The following is a 17,185-nucleotide window of genomic DNA, read 5'->3' as shown; positions in this document are numbered from 1 at the left end:
CGGATCCTCGCCATGACCGCTCTTCGCAAGCTGCGTCTCGTTTTTCACCTGTTGCGCGGCATGGCGATCGTCGCGCTGCGCTTTTCGCATGTCACGCCCGCGCGCCGCGCCGAGATGACGCGCCGCTGGTCGCTCAAGATGCTGCGGATCTGCGGGATGCGCCTCGTCGTCCACAACGACGGCGCGCGGCTCGACGCGAGCGCGCTCGTGGTCGGCAATCACGTGTCGTGGCTCGACATCTACGCGATCAACGCGTGGCGGCCGACGCCGTTCGTGTCGAAGGCCGAGGTGCGGCAGTGGCCGGTCGTCGGCTGGCTCGCCGAGAAGCTCGACACCGTGTTCCTGCAGCGCGAGAAGCGTACCGAGGCGATGCGGATCATGCACGAGATGGCCGAGCGCCTGCGCAACGGCGGGCTGATGTGCGTGTTTCCGGAAGGCACGACGTCGGACGGGCAGTCGCTGCTGCCGTTCCATGCGAACCTGTTCCAGGCGTCGGTATCGGCCGGCTGCTCGGTGCAGCCGATCTGCCTGATGTACGAGGACGCGCAGCGGCGGCAGTCGGTCGCGCCGGCGTATACGGGCGAGCTGTCGCTCGGGATGTCGCTCGACATGGTGCTGCGCGGCGGCCCGCTGGTTGCGCACCTGTACGTGTGCGAGCCGATCGCGCCGGGCGGTGACCGCCGCACGACTTCGGCGGCGGCGCGCGACGCGATCGCGGCCGCGCTCGAAGCGATGCAGGCGAAGGTCGGCAAGCCGTCGCCCGACGCGCTGGCCGAGCTCGAGCGGCACGCGTATCCGGCAATCGAAGTCGGCGGCGGTGCAGCGGGCGATGCGGCTGCCGAGGAGCCGGTGCCGGGGCGCGAGGGCTGATGCTTTATTCCGCCCGCGCGTATCGCGTGCGGGCTACTCGCCGCCCGCCGTGCGGCACGCTTCGCACTGCACCTGCGTGACCGTGCGCTGCGCCGGGTCGGCCGTCAGTCGTACGGCCGACAATTGATTTCCCCATACGCATCCCGAATCGAGCGCGACGACGTTGTCGCGCAGCATCAGGCCGAGCGCGGCCCAGTGGCCGAACACGACCGTCACGTTCTCGGTGCGGCGCGCCGGTACGTCGAACCACGGCAGGTAGCCGGGCGGTGCGGTGTCGGGGCCGCCGTTCGCCTTGAACTCCATCGCGCCGTCGGGCGTGCAGAACCGCAGGCGCGTGAACGCGTTGAATGCGACGCGCATCCGGTCGCGTTTTTTGAGGTTCGGACTCCATTGGTTCGGCTCGTTGCCGTACAGGCCTTGCAGGGTGTCGCGCCAGTCGGGTGCGCGCAGCGCGCGTTGCAGCTCGTCCGCGAGTTCCAGTGCGAGCGTGGCGTCCCATTGCGGCAACACGCCTGCGTGAACAAGCAGCATGTCGTTTTCGAAATGGGCGAACGGGCGGTGGCGGACCCAGTCGAGCAGTGCGTCGGCGTCGGGCGCGTCGAGGATTTCGCCAATCGTGTCGCCCGGGCGTTCCGTGCGGATGCCGGCCGAGACCGCGAGCAGGTGGAGGTCGTGGTTGCCGAGCACGGCGGTCGCGCGCGGGCCGAGGTCGACGACCGCGCGCAATGCGGCGAGGGAGCTCGGGCCGCGGTTGACGACGTCGCCGGCGATCCAGAGCGGGGTGTCGGCGGGGGCTGAAAGCTTTTCGGAGAGCGACTGGAAAGCTGAATGACAGCCTTGGATGTCGCCGATGGCGATGGGGGGAGAGGTCATGGGTTCGTGGACGTTCAGGGTCAAGCGTACGGTAGCAAAAGTCCGGCCGAAATAGGCCTGCCCAGAAAATTGTCATCCGACACTAATCGGGCGACTACGCGGTTGCCTTTTTGCGGTCGATACGCGTTGGGATCGCTGTTTCAAGTTGTTAGCAGCATGGCTTTTGCGTCCGGCCGCTTCTTATAATTGTCGGCTCCCGCGCGAAAATTACCATCAGATGACTCTGGCGGGCATGGCGACCGGGTAAAATGCCGGGCCTGAGGCGACGCGGGTAGATGTTGCCTCTTGCGGATTGCCGCGTGGCAACGTTCGCGGCGTGCTTGTCGTGTGTCCACAGGGACGCCAAATTATCCGAATCGTGTGGTCTTGCCTGACCCAGTTGGCTGCTGCCGTACCGGGGCAGGCGTGGCTCGTTGACATGCCGGGGCGCTCTGACATGCTCGACGATTCTGTACTGCGCCCTTATTCCTTCATTTTTGAAAGCTTGCATGCTGACCCTTTCACTTGCGGACCTAAAGAAAAGCATTACGGCGTGGCGGTTGTGGACCCTGCTCGGCTGGCTTGAAATTCGGCAACGCTATGCGCGTTCGCGCCTGGGGCCGTTCTGGCTCACGATCAGTATGGGTGTAATGATCTCGTCGCTCGGTGTTGTCTACGGCACGTTGTTCGGGCAGAAGATCAACGAATACCTGCCGTTTCTTGCCGCCAGCATCGTGCTGTGGGGCTTGTTTTCGACGACCATCGTGGAAGGCAGCGTCGCGTACATCAGCAGCGCGCCCTATATCCGGCAAATGGCCACGCCGAAACTGATCTATATCCTGCAGGTCGTGTGGCGAAACCTGATCGTCCTTGGCCACAACTTCGTGATCGTCGTCGCGCTACTGGCAATTTACGGCGTGAAGAGTTGGGAGACGTTGCCGGTATTCATTCCGGCACTGCTGGTGTATGTCCTGAACGCCACATGGATCGCGATGGTGGTTGGCCTGCTGTCGGCGCGTTTTCGCGATCTGCCTCAGATCGTCAGCGCATTGCTCCAGGTCGCGTTCTACGTGACACCCATCATTTTCCGCCCCGATGCGCTGAATCGCTTCTCTTTCATTGTCGAGTGGAATCCGCTCGCGTATCTGATCGACCTGGTGCGTGGCCCGTTGATCGGGCAAATGCCCAGCGAATTGACCTGGGGCGTGACGGTTGGCATGGCCGCGATTGGGTGGCCTGTCGCCATGTTGATGACTGGGCGTTATCTGAAGCGCATTCCGTACTGGGTCTGAGAGATACGATATGGCGTTTATCGAATTGCAGAGCGTAACGCTCGATTTGCCGATCTTCGACGTGCAGGGGCGCTCGCTCAAGAAGCAGGTGCTCAACATGGGGCGTCGCAACAGGATCGCCGAGGGCAACGACGGCGTGATCGTCGTTCGCGCGCTCGACGACGTGAGTTTTCGTTTTGAGCGCGGCGATCGCGTCGGCCTGATCGGACACAACGGCGCGGGGAAGTCGACATTGCTTCGTGCGATGGCGGGCATCTATCCGCCGTCGTCGGGCCAGTTGTTGCGTGAAGGAAAAGTGGTGCCGCTCCTCGATATCGGCCTCGGCATGGACGAGAACTCGACCGGCATGCAGAACATTCGGCTCAGAGGGCTGTTGCTCGGCATGTCGGATGCGGAGATCCGTGTGAAGCAGCGCGAAATCGCTGATTTCTGCGAACTCGGCGATTACCTGGACCTGCCGATTCGTACGTACTCGAGCGGCATGAAGGTGCGGCTCGCGTTTGCAGTGTCGACGGCAGTCGATGCCGAAATCCTGTTGCTCGACGAAGTGATGGGTGTCGGCGATGCATCGTTCATGCACAAGGCGGAAGCGCGATTGGCGGATCTTCATAGCCGGGCCGAAATCGTCGTGCTCGCGATGCACTCGAACTCCGAGATCCGCAAAGTGTGCAACAAGGTTCTTTGGATGGAGCGTGGTCGTGTGCGCGCTTTCGGGCCGACGGAGGAAGTCGTGGCGGAGTACGAGGCGACGACAGGCTGAACACGGAGTGCACGCGTGATTACGACTGCACACGACGGAATGATGTCCGGTGACGAGCCAATCCTGGCGGAGTGCGATCGGTTGACTGCGTCTTATCGTGTTTGGCCACTGATGCTGCCCGACACCTGCGTTTAGAACTGCGAATTGCTCGATATCTTAGCGACGTACTTCAGGAGTGCGTGCAAGATCATGGGTTGCGGCAGCACTCCGCTTGCACAAGCCGGCCACGAAGCGATTCCCGAGTCGTCCGCCGGCCTGCGATGTGCCGAAGCCGAGTGCGCGATCGTTGCGCACGCAGCATGTTTCGCCCTATTGATCGTTGATGGCTTGCAGTGCGCGGCTGCCTCATTCAGTCCTTTTTAGATTATTTCGCCCGCGTTGCGGATAACGACCTCTGCGTCACTCGACACCTTGATGTCGGCGGCGCACGGGACAACTGCCGATTCTGCAGAGCGTGCGATCGACACGCGTGCAGCCGAATCGTAGAGTGGTGCGGGCGATGTAATCGGCCACGGTTTGCTAGGCAGCATGCGTGGCTCGATTCATCCCGTCCAGTTCATCCATTCGATGTCCGTCCTCCGCGAGACGGCAGTGCGGAACGAGGTTGTTGCGCGATCGTGATCGATGCGATTGTTGTGAAGCCGTAGGTTCGCATTTTTTATTCTGATAAAGACGCGATAGACGCGTCTGGCATTCGTCACGCCCCCCCCCAATTTCGATGGTGTCTGGGACTCGCGTCTCGTCTATTCGCAGAGCATGTTTTGCCGCCCGGGCGCGTTCCACAAACGGCTCGCGGAGAAGGGGCGGATTTCGTGTCGGCTTCGAAGATTCGTCAGATTACGACGTTGCGTTGCGCTACATCGAGCAGCTCGACGCTGCCGCCATCCGTCAACATTCCACCACTTGCAGTATTGGCAACGCGTGCCAGACGCGAGTGCGGCTTCACTTGCCAACGATCCGTGCGCTGCGCGACGAGCCACCGTTCAATTGTTTCGCACTGACGATGCAGCCATCGAGGGCACCCGACCGAGCATCCCAACGCAGCTCCGTTATGGACACTTCCGCCGTACTGACGCGAATTCGGTGGTTTTGGGGTCGTGACGGGGGGCCTTCTGCTGAGCCGGAAAACGGCTGATAAGGAAGTGCGCTGTGTCTGATCGTCACCTTCGACAATGTGGAAATGCGCCTATTCGTGCGCGAACGAGGCTGCTGAAACTTATGGGCGCAATATAGGAACGTTATCATGACGCGTCCACTGTGCGGTTGCGAGGACAGCCGGGTAGGTCGGCGCGCGTCGTGCCCGAAATTGCCCACATGCACAAGTGCTGAGTTATGCTCGTGGCCGGCGGTCCCGTCCACAGCTTACATCTGTCTTGGAGCGTGACGATTTCCGTCTTCCTCGCCCCGCTGCGTGTTGAGCAATTGTGTTGAAGAATCCACGACGCATCGTACTTGCTGTTGTCTCGTGGGGGAGGGCAGGGTTGTCGGTAGCGTAGTGTCTGTATAATTGTTGAGATTGTAAAGTTTGCTGCATCATGTGCTCTTCCAACGTTGAACTCGATTGCGCTCGCGAAGCGTTTGACGGGAAAGCAAATGGTTAAAATTTGGAGAGTTTAGGAATGGCGGAATCTGAAGAAAGCGTCTTGATTACGGGTGCGGGTGGGGTGATCGGCCACGCATTAAAGCAGGAATTGGCGGACTCGGGCTACTCGAACGTGGTCGCAATTACGAGCAGTGACGTCGATCTTAGAGATCAAAGCGCGACTGAAAAAATGTTCGATGAATTGCGCCCGACTATCGTTTTCCATATGGCGGCACGGGTGTACGGCATCATGGGAAATATGTCCAATCGAGGCATCGCGTATCTGGACAACGTTCGAATCAACACCAACGTAGTTGAGGCGGCACGTCAGACAGGATGCAAGAAGTTTGTCGCCATGGGCTCGACAGCTATTTACTCTGATCAGGTCCGTCTCCCGATGTCGGAAGAGGAAATCTGGGTTGGAGCGCCGCATCATTCTGAGGCTCCGTACGCACACAGCAAGCGCGGTATGCTTGCGCAGCTCGAGGCCTACAAAGACCAATACGGAATGGACTACGCATTTTGCGTATCCACCAATCTCTTTGGTCCGCACGATAAGTTCGATGAGAAATTCGGACATGTCATTCCGTCGCTTGTGTCGAAGTTCTATCGTGCGTCTGTTCTAGGGCAGCCCATTTCGGTCTGGGGGTCTGGGAAGGCTGAACGGGACTTTCTCTTCAGTGGCGACGCCGCGTACGCGCTTCGCCTTATCGCCGAAAATCATACGGGCGCTATCAATCTAGCGACTGGCCAATCGCACACGATTCGGCATACGGTCGACACGCTTTGCCAGATTTCGGGCTTCAGCGGCAGCGTGGAATGGGACGCGACAAAGCCGGATGGTCAAAAACTGCGTGCATACGACATCTCGCGTCTGACGGCGTTGGGCTTCAAGCCACGACTCTCGTTCGACGAAGCGTTGGCGATTACTTACGACTGGTATTGCAAGAACGTCGCGTCCGCCAGAAAGTAATTGCATGGTATTGCCCGGGTGTGCTCGCGTGTGAAGGGGTTGCACACCATTTCTCTAACATGTGGTCATTCGAGTTGTTTGATCGATGAAATTTGTATCGTACGCGCAGAACTATGAAGATGTGATGCTCCGGCGCGCGCTCGCTAAAGTCGATCGCGGATTCTACATAGATGTCGGCGCTGCCGAGCCATATGCAGATTCGGTAACCGCAGCATTCTACGAGCGTGGCTGGCGTGGCATAAACATCGAGCCGATGCCAGGGCCGTTCGATAGATTGGCCCAGGCGCGACCTCAAGACGTCAATCTACAGGTTGCCGTGGAGAACAAACACACGGTCGCCCGGTATTTCGCAGTGGATGGTGGTAACGGGATTTCGACGGGCATTCAAAGGCTTGCCGAGGGGTATAGGAGTGCGAACTGGAACATCAGTGAGGTAACCGTAGCGGTCACGACATTGCGCGATATATGCGAGACGTATGTCGGCGAAAGGCCGGTCCATTTCCTCAAGATTGATGTTGAAGGTAACGAAAGAGAGGTGCTGGCGAGTGCTGATTTCAATACCTTTCGCCCCTGGATCATCCTGGTCGAGGCTACGGAGCCGAATTCTCAGATACCGTCACATGACGGGTGGGAAACCCTTTTGCTGGAAGCGAAATATCATTTCGTCTATTTCGATGGTCTGAATCGCTTCTACGTGTCGGCAGAAAAGATAGATGAATTGAAACACGCCTTTATGGTTCCGCCGAACTGGTTTGACGGATTTATTCGGGCGTCGGAGTCCGACATGATTCGGCGTGCGATGGATCTGGAGCAGCAGCTCATTGAATCGCGGCGGCAGTTGCAAGAGGCTCATGAGGGATGGTCTTTGGAAAAGGGCGCACGAGAAGAATTAGAGGCGCGATTGAACAGCAAATATCGCAACGTGACGAATCAAGCGTATGACGAGCAGGCGTCGCAAGTTGTTTTGGAAGGCTCAAGCCAAGATTGTGTTGTGAAGGATTCCAAGATTTCGCACGAGGAGATCACCCAACTCAAGGCGCGGCTTGCGGCAAGTGAGGGAGATTTCGAGAATCATCGCACCCAATTGGTCGAGTTACGCGCGCGATTGACTGAGAGTGAAAAGTCCGGACAAGTGTTGAGCGCCGAGCGCGACACGGCCTACCAGGAACTGTTCGAGTCATCCAGGCATGCTGCTTGGCTAAGCCAGGAAAGGGTGCGCTTGCAGGAAAGGATCGACGAGTCATCCAGGCATGTTGCTTGGTTGAACCAGGAAAGGGGACGTTTGCAGGGGAAGGTGGACGAACTTGAGCACATGATCGGTCCGCTCCGCTTACAAGACGAGCGTGTGTCGGCCGCGCTGCATGCGGTGCTTCAGAGTACATCGTGGAAATTGACCGGCCCGCTGCGATGTTTAAAGCGCATGATGCAACGCCGATCCTAGTATTAATGGAGCAAATTTTGGTATCGAATTCGATTTGCGTCATTGGTCGCTGCACTTTCGGCACTGGAATCGGCGCTGTGACTTATGCAGCGTGTGAGATGTTGAGCCGATTTTATGCTGTTTCCATTTTTCCGACTGAGCCGCATTTTCGTACTGAGCGCGAAATCGTACTGCCGAACGGAACGGTGGTCCCCGTTTGCACGGATCTTTCCCAGGCGAAGGTTGTCTTCTATGCGGACGTGCTTTGGAACGGTGCGTATGACTTGAATTACACCCTGGTTCCGCCCGGGGCATTGCGATTTGCTCATATCGCTTACGACTCCGATGAGTTACCGTCTCAATGGGTCAAGGTGCTTAACGAGCACTTCGATTTTGCGCTCTTCATGAGCCGGCACTTGGAAGACGTGGCTCGGAAATCAGGCGTCGAGATAGGGATGGGTACACTGCCACTCGCTTTGGACATTGAAGGGCTCTTGAGTCGCCCCTATAGGGCTCCGTCGGATGGTAAGATTAAATTCTGTTCGATTGCGGCATTTCATGCGCGTAAAGGCGTCGAGGCGCTTGTCGAGGGCTTCATTCGTGCTTTCGGTGATCGACAGGACGTGGAGCTCACGATACATTCAAATCTAGCGATCGGCTCAAGTTTCGAACGCGTCAAGAAACTGGTCGACTCCAGAAAGGCAGCAAATATTGTCATCAGTTGTGCTCCTCTGACTGATGAAGAGAAAAATTCGCTGATCGAAGATTGTGACGTTTTCGTGAATTGCTCCCGCGGTGAGGGATATTCCATCGGGCCGCGAGAAGCCTTGGCGTTGGGGAAAGTACTCGCAGTAACAGCTGTAGGCGGTCATAACGATCTGATTTCGACACCTGGCGTCTTTGCTATACCGGCTACTATTGCGATGCCGGCGCGCTACCCCGAAATCGATAATCTCGTCGTCGGCCGGCAATTTGCTGCAAACATCGATGACATTAGCGTAGCGCTCGCGGAAGCTTTTGAATACATTTCATCCGGCATAAGCGCGACTTCGGTGCGTGCGCGACGGCAACTTGCTGCCGAGTTCAGTTTTACTGGTCTGGAGCTGAATTACGGTGAGTTGATTGATACCAAGCTTCGGTCATTTCGGCCTCGGCAATGCGGTTCACGCTTTGCCAGATTGCCGACCGAATTACCGGCGACCGTGGAGCGACTTCTGGGACATCGTTCTGCATCACTTCCTGGCATCGATCGTACCGTTGTGCAGTCCCATGACGGCGGCTTCTTCTCAGTATTCAATGCATTCATGAGCCATTTGGTGTGGGACCAACGTGACAAGCGGTGTCACATGGTCTTGCCAGACTGGAACGTGGATCGCATGATGAAGCGCGTAGGTACGGCTCAATTCATGAGCTTTTGCTATGGGCGCCCGAACGAAGGAAATGTCTGGTCTAAGCTGTTCGAGCCGCTCTACGGCCTCAGCGACGCAGATATGGACGACGAGGACTTCTTGTACGCAAAGGGACGTCCTCCTGTCGCGGTATTCAATCACGAGCGCGAGCCACAGCTTACTTATGTCCACGCGTACAAATTGTATAAGAGCGGTCAGTTTTCTCGCATTCGCTCTCAATACAACAAGGTGTTCAAGGATCATGTGCATTTGCGTCCTCGATACCGATGTGAATTGGATGAATTTCGGGAGCGCTTTGCGGGGAAGTTTATGATCGCGGCGCACGTCAAGCATCCGAGTCACGTGATCGAGCAGCCGAGCGGAAAAATCGCACACATCCAATCGTATATAGACGGGATTAAGCGTCAGCTCGAGGCTCGGGGATTCGAAAAGGATTCGCCGGACTGGGCGGTATTTCTTGCAACGGATCAGGATCGAGTAATCAATGTCTTCAAGGAAGAATTCGGCGATAAGATCTTTTGCTACGAGGACGTTCGTCGAACGACCGAGGCTGAAGATGCACGCTACGACCAGTTGGGGGCAGAGGAGCGCCGTGCAGAAGGCTTTCAGGTGCAACACTTGGTTGCTGCAAATCCGGACAATTGGAACATTAGGATGGCTTGGGAAGTGATTCGCGATGCGATGACCATGGCGCACTGCAATGTGCTTCTCCACATTGTCAGCAACGTCTCGACAGCAGTGTCGTACATGAATCCGGACATTGAACTGGTTTTCTGTTCCGCCGAAGATAGTGAGTCCGTACGTCACTGAATGCTTGGGTTGAGTTTGGTGCGGAGGGGTATGCGTAGCGTGAAGCGCTGGGCGTAGTCGCTGCGCCTGATGGAAGACAAGTGGAGTCGACAAGCAAGTGCCGGTGCGCATGACAAAGCTAGTGGGTCTGCGTGACGAGTGCACCAGACCTTTCGGGTGACTTGTGTATTAAGCGTGCCGCTATATCAGTGCTTACGGTGTCGCGCCGAAGGATGTGTCTGGTCCGTCGAATCGGTGCGGCCTATCGGCAGATTGTCGGTGGTCGCGGGACTTCTGATTCCAACGCGGGCCGGCGACACGAGCGTGGGGCAGGCGACGCAACTCGCCGGACTACGGTCATGACTTCCGCTGTCAGTGTGCCGTCGTGCTGCAGAATGAGGTGGGGGAGGCGCGTCGCTGATTGAATCGACTGTACGAGACCTTTCGTTATCTAGAATGTATATGCGAGTTACAGGAGATAGTGTGTCCACCAACGCTCAGGATTGCCCATCTAGCGAAATTTTGCGTATCGCGGTGGTGAGTTCCCCGCGGAGCGGTAATTCATGGATCAGATCAACGCTTGCTGGCGCACTGTCCATGCAGGAGATCGCTGTTCACAATTATCTCGACGCTCCCGTCGTTTTGCCGCCTAGGTGTTTTCTTCAGATCCATTGGTATCGCGAACCGAACTTTCAAGCTTGGCTTCGCGCGAATCAATTTCGGACATTGACGGTGGCAAGACACCCGCTCGACGTTCTCGTGTCGGTGCTGCACTATATTCGATACGAACCGGGAACGAGCCGATGGCTTGAGGGGAATGTGAAATTGCCGGGGGAATTGGCGAGCGCCAGCCCATCCTCGCCCGAATTTCTTGAGTACGCTCTTAGCATGGGCGCTGAAGATCTGCTTTCGATCACCTATCAATGGTGGAGCGATCCCGAGGTGCTTCGCCTTCGCTACGAAGATGCCGTTGCGAACCCTGAAGTGGTGCTTGGCAATCAGATCGCTGCGTTGGGGGGGCGTGCGCAGGATGTTGTTCCCTGGCTGGCGCACCTCAGTATCGAGAAGATGCGTGCGACGCCGAACCGGCACGGGTGGCAGGGAAGTCCCGGGCTCTGGCGCCGTTTGATAGTCCCTCAAGACGCCATTCGCATCTACAGAAGGCATCGAAGAGTTTTTGATACTTTGGGCTACGTGATTCGACCGTACTTTCTGACGCGTTCGTCGGCCTATCGAAACTGGATGGAGCGACTTTAGGCGGGGAAGCTTGCTGAAAGGTCGTTTTCATAACGTCACGGCTGGTGTCTTTGCCGCGCGAATTCCCGGTGACCCAATAAGCGGAGAGCTATGTGTATCTTCAAGCACTCGGGGCTGACTCGGGGGGTAAATGGTGCTGTTCGCAGCATGGTGGACAGAACATCGCCGCGTCGTCGTGAGAGCGCAACGAGCGCTTGATTGTGACGCTTGCCTGCTGGAATTTGCGGGCGCAGCAAGCCCGCGAGACGGGGGCTGGCAATGCGGAGAAGGGCAGTAAGGGCAAGGCGCTTGAGCACCTTGTTTCCGCGTCCGAATGAATGCTCAACGGGGGTCGACGAACCTGAGCGTCGGATGACGGGAGTGAGGTTGGCGTAGGCGGATGGGCAACTGAAGGCTTGGTGGGCAATCGCGGTCAGGAGTCTGCTGGCGGTCGTGCGCTAGCTCTCGGCATACTTTGGTCGGGCCGCCCAAAGACCGTGAGCAAGTGCCTGAACGATCTCCGTCGCTAGGCGCTTGCCTGCGCCGCAGTTTTTGCGAGTGTGTAAGGGGGGGCTCGATGCAAAGCGGGTGGGTCGGTAGAACAGTGGACGCTATATCGGGTGCGATGTGAATACTATGTCAACCGGTCGTTTCCCGACGATGCACGGGGTGACGTGTATCAATTTGTTACCGGCATGAGTTTTGCTTCTCGCGATTTCCTATAATTGCGCTTTCTCTCGCAAAAATTAGCACTTCGTGACATTGCGATCATGGCGACCGGTTAAAATCCGGGCCTGACGCGGCCCCGGGCGTCGCCGTCCGCAATGTGCCTTGGGGCGAGCGCCCGACTGGGGTGCTGCACATTTATAGAGGAAGTCTCATGATCTTGGTGACGGGCGGTGCGGGTTTTATTGGCGCCAACTTTGTTCTCGATTGGCTGCGCCACAATGATGAGCCCGTGCTCAATGTCGACAAGCTGACCTATGCCGGCAATCTGAGCACGCTGCAGTCGCTGAGTGGCAATCCGAAACATGTGTTTGCGCTTGTCGATATTTGCGATCGTGCTGCGCTCGATACGCTGTTTGCAGAGCACAAGCCGCGCGCCGTCGTGCATTTCGCCGCAGAAAGCCATGTTGATCGTTCGATCCATGGTCCAGCCGATTTCGTGCAGACCAATGTCGTCGGTACGTTTACGTTGCTCGAAGCAGCGCGCGCGCACTGGGGCGTGCTGAGTGATGCCGACAAGGCCGCATTTCGCTTCCTGCACGTGTCGACCGACGAGGTATATGGGTCGTTGTCCCCGACCGATCCTCAATTCTCGGAAACGACACCGTATTCGCCAAACAGCCCGTACTCCGCGACGAAGGCCGGCTCCGATCATCTCGTGCGTGCGTATCACCATACGTATGGCCTGCCGACGCTGACGACGAACTGCTCCAACAACTACGGTCCATATCAGTTTCCCGAGAAGCTGATTCCGCTCATGATCGCCAACGCACTTGCGGGCAAGCAACTGCCGATCTATGGCGACGGGCAGAACGTGCGCGACTGGCTATACGTTGGCGATCATTGCAGCGCTATTCGCGAGGTGCTTGCGCGCGGCACGCCAGGCGAGACGTACAACGTCGGCGGCTGGAACGAGAAGAAGAATCTCGACGTCGTGCATACGCTGTGCGACCTGCTCGACAGCGCGCGTCCGAAAGCAGCGGGCTCCTATCGTGACCAGATTACCTACGTGACGGATCGCCCCGGTCACGACCGCCGCTACGCGATCGACGCGCGTAAGCTCGCGCGCGAACTGGGGTGGAAGCCGCTGGAGACGTTTGAGACGGGGCTGGCGAAGACGGTGCGCTGGTATCTCGACAATCAGGCGTGGGTCGACGACGTCGTGTCCGGCGAATATCGCAAGTGGGTAGAGACGAATTACGCGCAACGCACTTGAGGGCATGGCCGATGGCACGTAAAGGCATCATTCTCGCGGGCGGGTCCGGCACTCGCCTGTATCCGATCACGCATGTCGTATCGAAGCAGCTCCTGCCGGTGTACGACAAGCCGATGATCTACTACCCACTGTCCACGCTGATGGTGGCCGGGATCCGCGACATACTGATCATTTCGACACCGCAGGATACGCCGCGCTTCGAGGCGATGCTTGGCGATGGCAGCCAGTGGGGGATGAATATTCGCTACGCAGTGCAGCCGTCGCCGGACGGGCTCGCGCAGGCGTTCATCATCGGCCGGGATTTCATCGGCAACGATCCGTCGGCGCTGATTCTCGGTGACAACATCTTCTACGGGCACGATCTGGCGAAACAACTCGAGCGTGCGGACGCGAAGGAGTCGGGTGCGACGGTGTTCGCGTATCACGTGCAGGATCCCGAGCGTTATGGCGTCGTCGAATTCGACAAGGAATTTCGCGCGCTGTCGATCGAGGAGAAGCCGGCCATGCCGCGCTCGAACTATGCGGTGACCGGCTTGTACTTCTACGATAACCAGGTGTGTGAAATTGCCGCCGATATCAAGCCATCGGCGCGTGGCGAACTCGAGATCACCGACGTGAATTCCCGCTATCTCGCCGACGGCAAGCTCGACGTGGAGATCATGGGGCGCGGCTACGCGTGGCTTGATACCGGTACGCACGATTCTCTTATCGATGCGGCGACGTTCATCGCAACATTGCAGAAGCGGCAAGGGCTTGTCGTGGCCTGTCCTGAAGAGATCGCTTATCGCAGGCAGTGGATCGACTCGGATCAGTTGCGCAAGCTTGCCGTACCGCTGGCAAAGAACAGCTACGGGCGTTATCTCGAACACCTCCTTTCGGATCAGGTCGCATGGCAATTCAAGTAACGGAAACGGCTCTGCCGCAAGTCAAAATCGTCGAACCGAAGGTGTTCGGCGATGCGCGGGGCTATTTTTATGAAAGCTTCAACGCGCGGGAGTTTGCGGAGCGCGTGACGGCTGGTGTTGAATTCGTTCAGGATAATCATTCGCGTTCCGCAAAAGGGGTGCTGCGCGGTTTGCACTACCAGGTTCGGCGCGCACAGGGGAAGCTTGTGCGTGTCGTGGAGGGTGAGGTATTCGATGTCGTGGTCGACATCCGCAAGAGTTCACCGAATTTTGGCAAGTGGGTCGGAGTCGTGCTGTCGGCCGAGAACCATCGGCAGCTATGGATTCCACCCGGTTTCGCGCATGGCTTCGTCGTGCTGTCCGATGCTGCGCAGTTCCTTTACAAGACGACCGACTACTGGTATCCCGAGCACGAGCGCTGTATCGTGTGGAACGACCCGGAGATCGGGATCGAATGGCCGATCGATACAGAACCGTTGCTGGCAGCCAAAGATGCCGCAGGCGCACGGCTCAGTGAAGCCGAGGTCTACGCTTGAGACAGAATACAGCGCAAGAGCCGACGATTCTCGTAACCGGGGTAACCGGCCAGGTCGGTTTCGAACTGTTGCGATCGCTCCAGGGGCTCGGCCGCGTCGTACCGTGTGACCGGTCGATGCTCGATCTTGCCGATCTTGATCGTGTGCGCGCCTTTGTGAGAGATCTGAAGCCGACCCTGATTGTGAACCCGGCCGCTTATACAGCGGTGGACCAGGCTGAGAGCGAAGTCGACCTCGCGCGACGCCTGAATGTCGACGTGCCGCGCGTATTCGCCGAAGAAGCGGCACGTAGTGGTGGCACGCTGATTCACTACTCGACCGATTATGTGTTCGACGGTACGAAAGGGTGCGCGTATGTGGAAACCGACACACCGAATCCGTTGAACGCATATGGGGCGGCGAAGCTCGAGGGTGAACGGGCGATCACTGCGACCGGATGTGCGCATCTGATCCTGCGGACGAGCTGGGTGTATGGCCGACGCGGTAGGAACTTCCTGCTGACGATGCTGAAGCTCGGTGCAGAGCGTCCCGAATTGCGGGTCGTCGCGGATCAAATTGGCGCCCCGACTTGGGCCGGGACCATCGCCGCCGCGACATCGCACATCCTCGCCCAGGGCATCGCGTCGACCGACGCTGACTGGTGGGCGCACCGGACCGGTGTCTATCACCTTACTTCTGCGGGAGCGACCTCCTGGTGCGGCTTTGCCGAAGCGATATTCGATATCGCCATGGGTTCTCATGCGCCGAGGGTTGTGCCGATTTCCACGGCGGACTATCCGACGCCCGCGAAGCGGCCGGCCAATTCGAGGATGGCGCTGGAAAAGCTGGCAGAAGTCTTTCGCTTGCAGATGCCGGACTGGCGCAATGCATTGGAACTGTGTTTGAGCGAATGAGAGGTCATGGTGACCTCCGTCGGCTGGCCCGTGCGAATGTCCGGGTCGTTCCCGGCGGTTGTTCCGGGCGCCCCCCCCCGGCCGTTTCGGGGGAAAGTAGTTCGCCGGCTATAATTCGCGTTTTGGTCCGGGTTGGCCGGCTAACACCGATGCCGGTGGTGTATTGAGGCACATGGCGAAGGCCTTGTGCCTTGCCAACGGATACTAAATCTCTGGAGTGTATGTGATGTTAATTCCCGTCATCCTGTCCGGTGGTGCTGGCACCCGACTGTGGCCAGTTTCCCGCGAAGGGCATCCCAAACCGTTCATGAAGCTTGCGGATGGCGAAAGCTTGCTCGTTAAAACCTACCGCCGGGCGGCAGCGGCGATCGGCAATGACGGGGAATCCGAGCGCGGAGAGCTGTTGACGGTCACGAATCGCGACTACTACTTCATGAGCAAGGACGAGTTCGGCTATGCCGCGCTCGGCAATCAGCACTCCGGTGTATTCATGCTCGAGCCGACCGGTCGCAACACGGCGCCCGCCGTGGCGATGGCGGCGCATCATGTTGCGGAGAAGTACGGGCGCGACGCGCTGATGCTGGTGCTCGCAGCCGATCATCTCGTGCAGGATCAGCAGGGATTCTCGGCCGCGGTCGCAAGCGCAATCGAACTTGCGAAGCAGGACAAGCTGGTGACGTTCGGCATTGTGCCGACGGGGCCGGACACGGGCTTTGGCTACATCGAGGCTGGGGATCGGGTCGGGAGCGGCCGCGTGGCGCTGCGCTTCGTCGAAAAACCCGACGCGGTGAAGGCTGCCGAATATGTCGCTGCAGGCAATTACCTGTGGAACTCGGGCATGTTCTGTTTCAAGGCCGGTGTGATTCTCGACGAGATGGCTCGCCATGCCCCGGACGTTGCGGCGGCCGCCGATGAATGCTGGGCGTCGATGCAATCCGACAAGGGATTGGCGCAGATGCTCGAGATTCCCGCCGAGTCATTCCAGAAAATGCCCGACATCTCGATCGACTACGCGGTGATGGAGCGTTCGTCCAACGTGGTCGTGGTGCCGTCCAGTTTCGGGTGGAGCGATATCGGCTCATGGGGTGCAGTGCGCGAACTGGTCGCGCCGGACCAGGACCGCAATCGCGCCGTGGGCGAAGCGATCTTCGTCGATAGCCGAAACACGTACGTGCAGAGCCCGGATCGCGTCGTGGCGGCAGTCGGCGTGGCCGACCTGATGATCATCGATACGCCGGACGCGCTGCTGGTCGCGCATCCCGATCGCGCGCAGGACGTGAAGCAGGTGGTAGCCCGCCTGAAGAAGCAGAATCACGATGCATACAAACTGCATCGCACGGTGAGCCGCCCATGGGGCACTTACACGGTGCTGGAGGAAGGCCCGCGCTTCAAGATCAAGCGCATCGAAGTCAAGCCGGGTGCGAGCCTCAGTTTGCAGATGCACCATCATCGCAGCGAGCACTGGATTGTCGTGTGCGGGATGGCCAAGGTCGTCAACGGCGACCAGGAAATTTTCGTTCGAACCAACGAATCCACCTACATTCCCGCCGGTCACAAGCACCGCCTCGAGAATCCCGGCGTGCTGGACCTCGTGATGATCGAAGTGCAGAGCGGCGAATATCTCGGCGAAGATGACATCGTTCGCTTCGAAGACGTATACGGCCGGGCTTGATGTCGGGAATCATGCCGGCCCTCCGAATCTAGCGGGGCTCGTGGTGTGAAGCGC

The 17,185-nt window shown here is 58.4% G+C and carries 13 protein-coding genes and 1 pseudogene; 12 read left to right on the top strand and 2 right to left on the bottom strand.

Features of this window, described 5'->3' with window-relative positions; translation table 11 throughout:
• Window positions 1–12: 12 nt before the first annotated feature.
• Window positions 13–870, top strand: coding sequence for a lysophospholipid acyltransferase family protein (locus ACV22W_RS16705; RefSeq protein WP_448020534.1), 858 nt, complete (start codon window positions 13–15; stop codon window positions 868–870).
• A gap of 33 nt (window positions 871–903) precedes the next feature.
• Here ACV22W_RS16705 and ACV22W_RS16700 read toward each other — a convergent pair whose 3' ends face one another.
• Entirely contained in the window at window positions 904–1,743 is an 840-nt protein-coding gene (locus ACV22W_RS16700; RefSeq protein ID WP_448020532.1) for a symmetrical bis(5'-nucleosyl)-tetraphosphatase, read from the bottom strand.
• Between the two features lie 488 nt (window positions 1,744–2,231).
• Between ACV22W_RS16700 and ACV22W_RS16695 the strand changes: the two genes are divergently transcribed.
• The 6 genes from ACV22W_RS16695 (at window position 2,232) to ACV22W_RS16670 (ending at window position 11,204) form a co-directional block, all read left to right on the top strand.
• Complete coding sequence (locus tag ACV22W_RS16695; RefSeq protein WP_448020531.1) at window positions 2,232–3,014, top strand: ABC transporter permease; 783 nt, start codon at window positions 2,232–2,234, stop codon at window positions 3,012–3,014.
• A 10-nt stretch (window positions 3,015–3,024) separates the two neighbouring features.
• The gene (locus tag ACV22W_RS16690; RefSeq protein WP_448020529.1) at window positions 3,025–3,774 is read left to right on the top strand and encodes an ABC transporter ATP-binding protein; all 750 of its coding nucleotides are present in this window, start codon (window positions 3,025–3,027) and stop codon (window positions 3,772–3,774) included.
• Between the two features lie 1,619 nt (window positions 3,775–5,393).
• Window positions 5,394–6,329: a GDP-L-fucose synthase family protein gene (locus tag ACV22W_RS16685; protein WP_448020528.1), complete on the top strand. Its 936-nt coding sequence runs from the start codon at window positions 5,394–5,396 to the stop codon at window positions 6,327–6,329.
• A gap of 85 nt (window positions 6,330–6,414) precedes the next feature.
• Window positions 6,415–7,770 carry an FkbM family methyltransferase gene (locus ACV22W_RS16680; RefSeq protein WP_448020526.1) on the top strand — a complete coding sequence of 452 codons (1,356 nt, stop codon included), beginning with the start codon at window positions 6,415–6,417 and terminating at the stop codon, window positions 7,768–7,770.
• Entirely contained in the window at window positions 7,713–9,968 is a 2,256-nt protein-coding gene (locus ACV22W_RS16675; protein ID WP_448020524.1) for a glycosyltransferase, read from the top strand. The genes ACV22W_RS16680 and ACV22W_RS16675 overlap by 58 nt, the downstream gene beginning before the upstream one ends.
• A gap of 462 nt (window positions 9,969–10,430) precedes the next feature.
• Entirely contained in the window at window positions 10,431–11,204 is a 774-nt protein-coding gene (locus ACV22W_RS16670; RefSeq protein ID WP_448020523.1) for a hypothetical protein, read from the top strand.
• 110 nt (window positions 11,205–11,314) lie between these two features.
• Here ACV22W_RS16670 and ACV22W_RS16665 read toward each other — a convergent pair.
• A pseudogene (locus tag ACV22W_RS16665) lies at window positions 11,315–11,635 on the bottom strand (IS110 family transposase); the annotation flags it as partial.
• Between the two features lie 428 nt (window positions 11,636–12,063).
• Between ACV22W_RS16665 and rfbB the strand changes: the two are divergent.
• The 5 genes from rfbB to ACV22W_RS16640 all read left to right on the top strand — a co-directional run bounded on the left by rfbB (window position 12,064) and on the right by ACV22W_RS16640 (window position 17,131).
• Window positions 12,064–13,125, top strand: coding sequence for a dTDP-glucose 4,6-dehydratase (rfbB, locus tag ACV22W_RS16660; protein WP_448020522.1), 1,062 nt, complete (start codon window positions 12,064–12,066; stop codon window positions 13,123–13,125).
• Between the two features lie 11 nt (window positions 13,126–13,136).
• Complete coding sequence (rfbA, locus tag ACV22W_RS16655; RefSeq protein ID WP_448020521.1) at window positions 13,137–14,030, top strand: glucose-1-phosphate thymidylyltransferase RfbA; 894 nt, start codon at window positions 13,137–13,139, stop codon at window positions 14,028–14,030.
• Window positions 14,015–14,566 (top strand): dTDP-4-dehydrorhamnose 3,5-epimerase, encoded by a 552-nt coding sequence (gene rfbC / locus ACV22W_RS16650; protein WP_448020520.1) that lies wholly within the window; start codon window positions 14,015–14,017, stop codon window positions 14,564–14,566. Before rfbA ends, rfbC begins: the two co-directional genes overlap by 16 nt.
• Window positions 14,563–15,459 carry a dTDP-4-dehydrorhamnose reductase gene (rfbD, locus tag ACV22W_RS16645; RefSeq protein WP_448020518.1) on the top strand — a complete coding sequence of 299 codons (897 nt, stop codon included), beginning with the start codon at window positions 14,563–14,565 and terminating at the stop codon, window positions 15,457–15,459. The genes rfbC and rfbD overlap by 4 nt, the downstream gene beginning before the upstream one ends.
• A gap of 226 nt (window positions 15,460–15,685) precedes the next feature.
• Window positions 15,686–17,131 (top strand): mannose-1-phosphate guanylyltransferase/mannose-6-phosphate isomerase, encoded by a 1,446-nt coding sequence (locus ACV22W_RS16640; RefSeq protein WP_448020516.1) that lies wholly within the window; start codon window positions 15,686–15,688, stop codon window positions 17,129–17,131.
• Window positions 17,132–17,185: the final 54 nt, after the last annotated feature.

Source organism: Burkholderia sp. AW49-1 (assembly GCF_053427845.1).
This window is presented reverse-complemented; position numbering and strand designations above follow the sequence as displayed.

Bases quoted from the DNA above. Each gene is read 5' to 3' on its own strand.
- ACV22W_RS16705 (WP_448020534.1), top strand. From the start codon at position 13: ATGACCGCTCTTCGCAAGCTGCGTCTCGTTTTTCACCTGTTGCGCGGC.
- ACV22W_RS16700 (WP_448020532.1), bottom strand. From the start codon at position 1,743: ATGACCTCTCCCCCCATCGCCATCGGCGACATCCAAGGCTGTCATTCA.
- ACV22W_RS16695 (WP_448020531.1), top strand. From the start codon at position 2,232: ATGCTGACCCTTTCACTTGCGGACCTAAAGAAAAGCATTACGGCGTGG.
- ACV22W_RS16690 (WP_448020529.1), top strand. From the start codon at position 3,025: ATGGCGTTTATCGAATTGCAGAGCGTAACGCTCGATTTGCCGATCTTC.
- ACV22W_RS16685 (WP_448020528.1), top strand. From the start codon at position 5,394: ATGGCGGAATCTGAAGAAAGCGTCTTGATTACGGGTGCGGGTGGGGTG.
- ACV22W_RS16680 (WP_448020526.1), top strand. From the start codon at position 6,415: ATGAAATTTGTATCGTACGCGCAGAACTATGAAGATGTGATGCTCCGG.
- rfbB (WP_448020522.1), top strand. From the start codon at position 12,064: ATGATCTTGGTGACGGGCGGTGCGGGTTTTATTGGCGCCAACTTTGTT.
- rfbA (WP_448020521.1), top strand. From the start codon at position 13,137: ATGGCACGTAAAGGCATCATTCTCGCGGGCGGGTCCGGCACTCGCCTG.
- rfbC (WP_448020520.1), top strand. From the start codon at position 14,015: ATGGCAATTCAAGTAACGGAAACGGCTCTGCCGCAAGTCAAAATCGTC.
- ACV22W_RS16640 (WP_448020516.1), top strand. From the start codon at position 15,686: ATGTTAATTCCCGTCATCCTGTCCGGTGGTGCTGGCACCCGACTGTGG.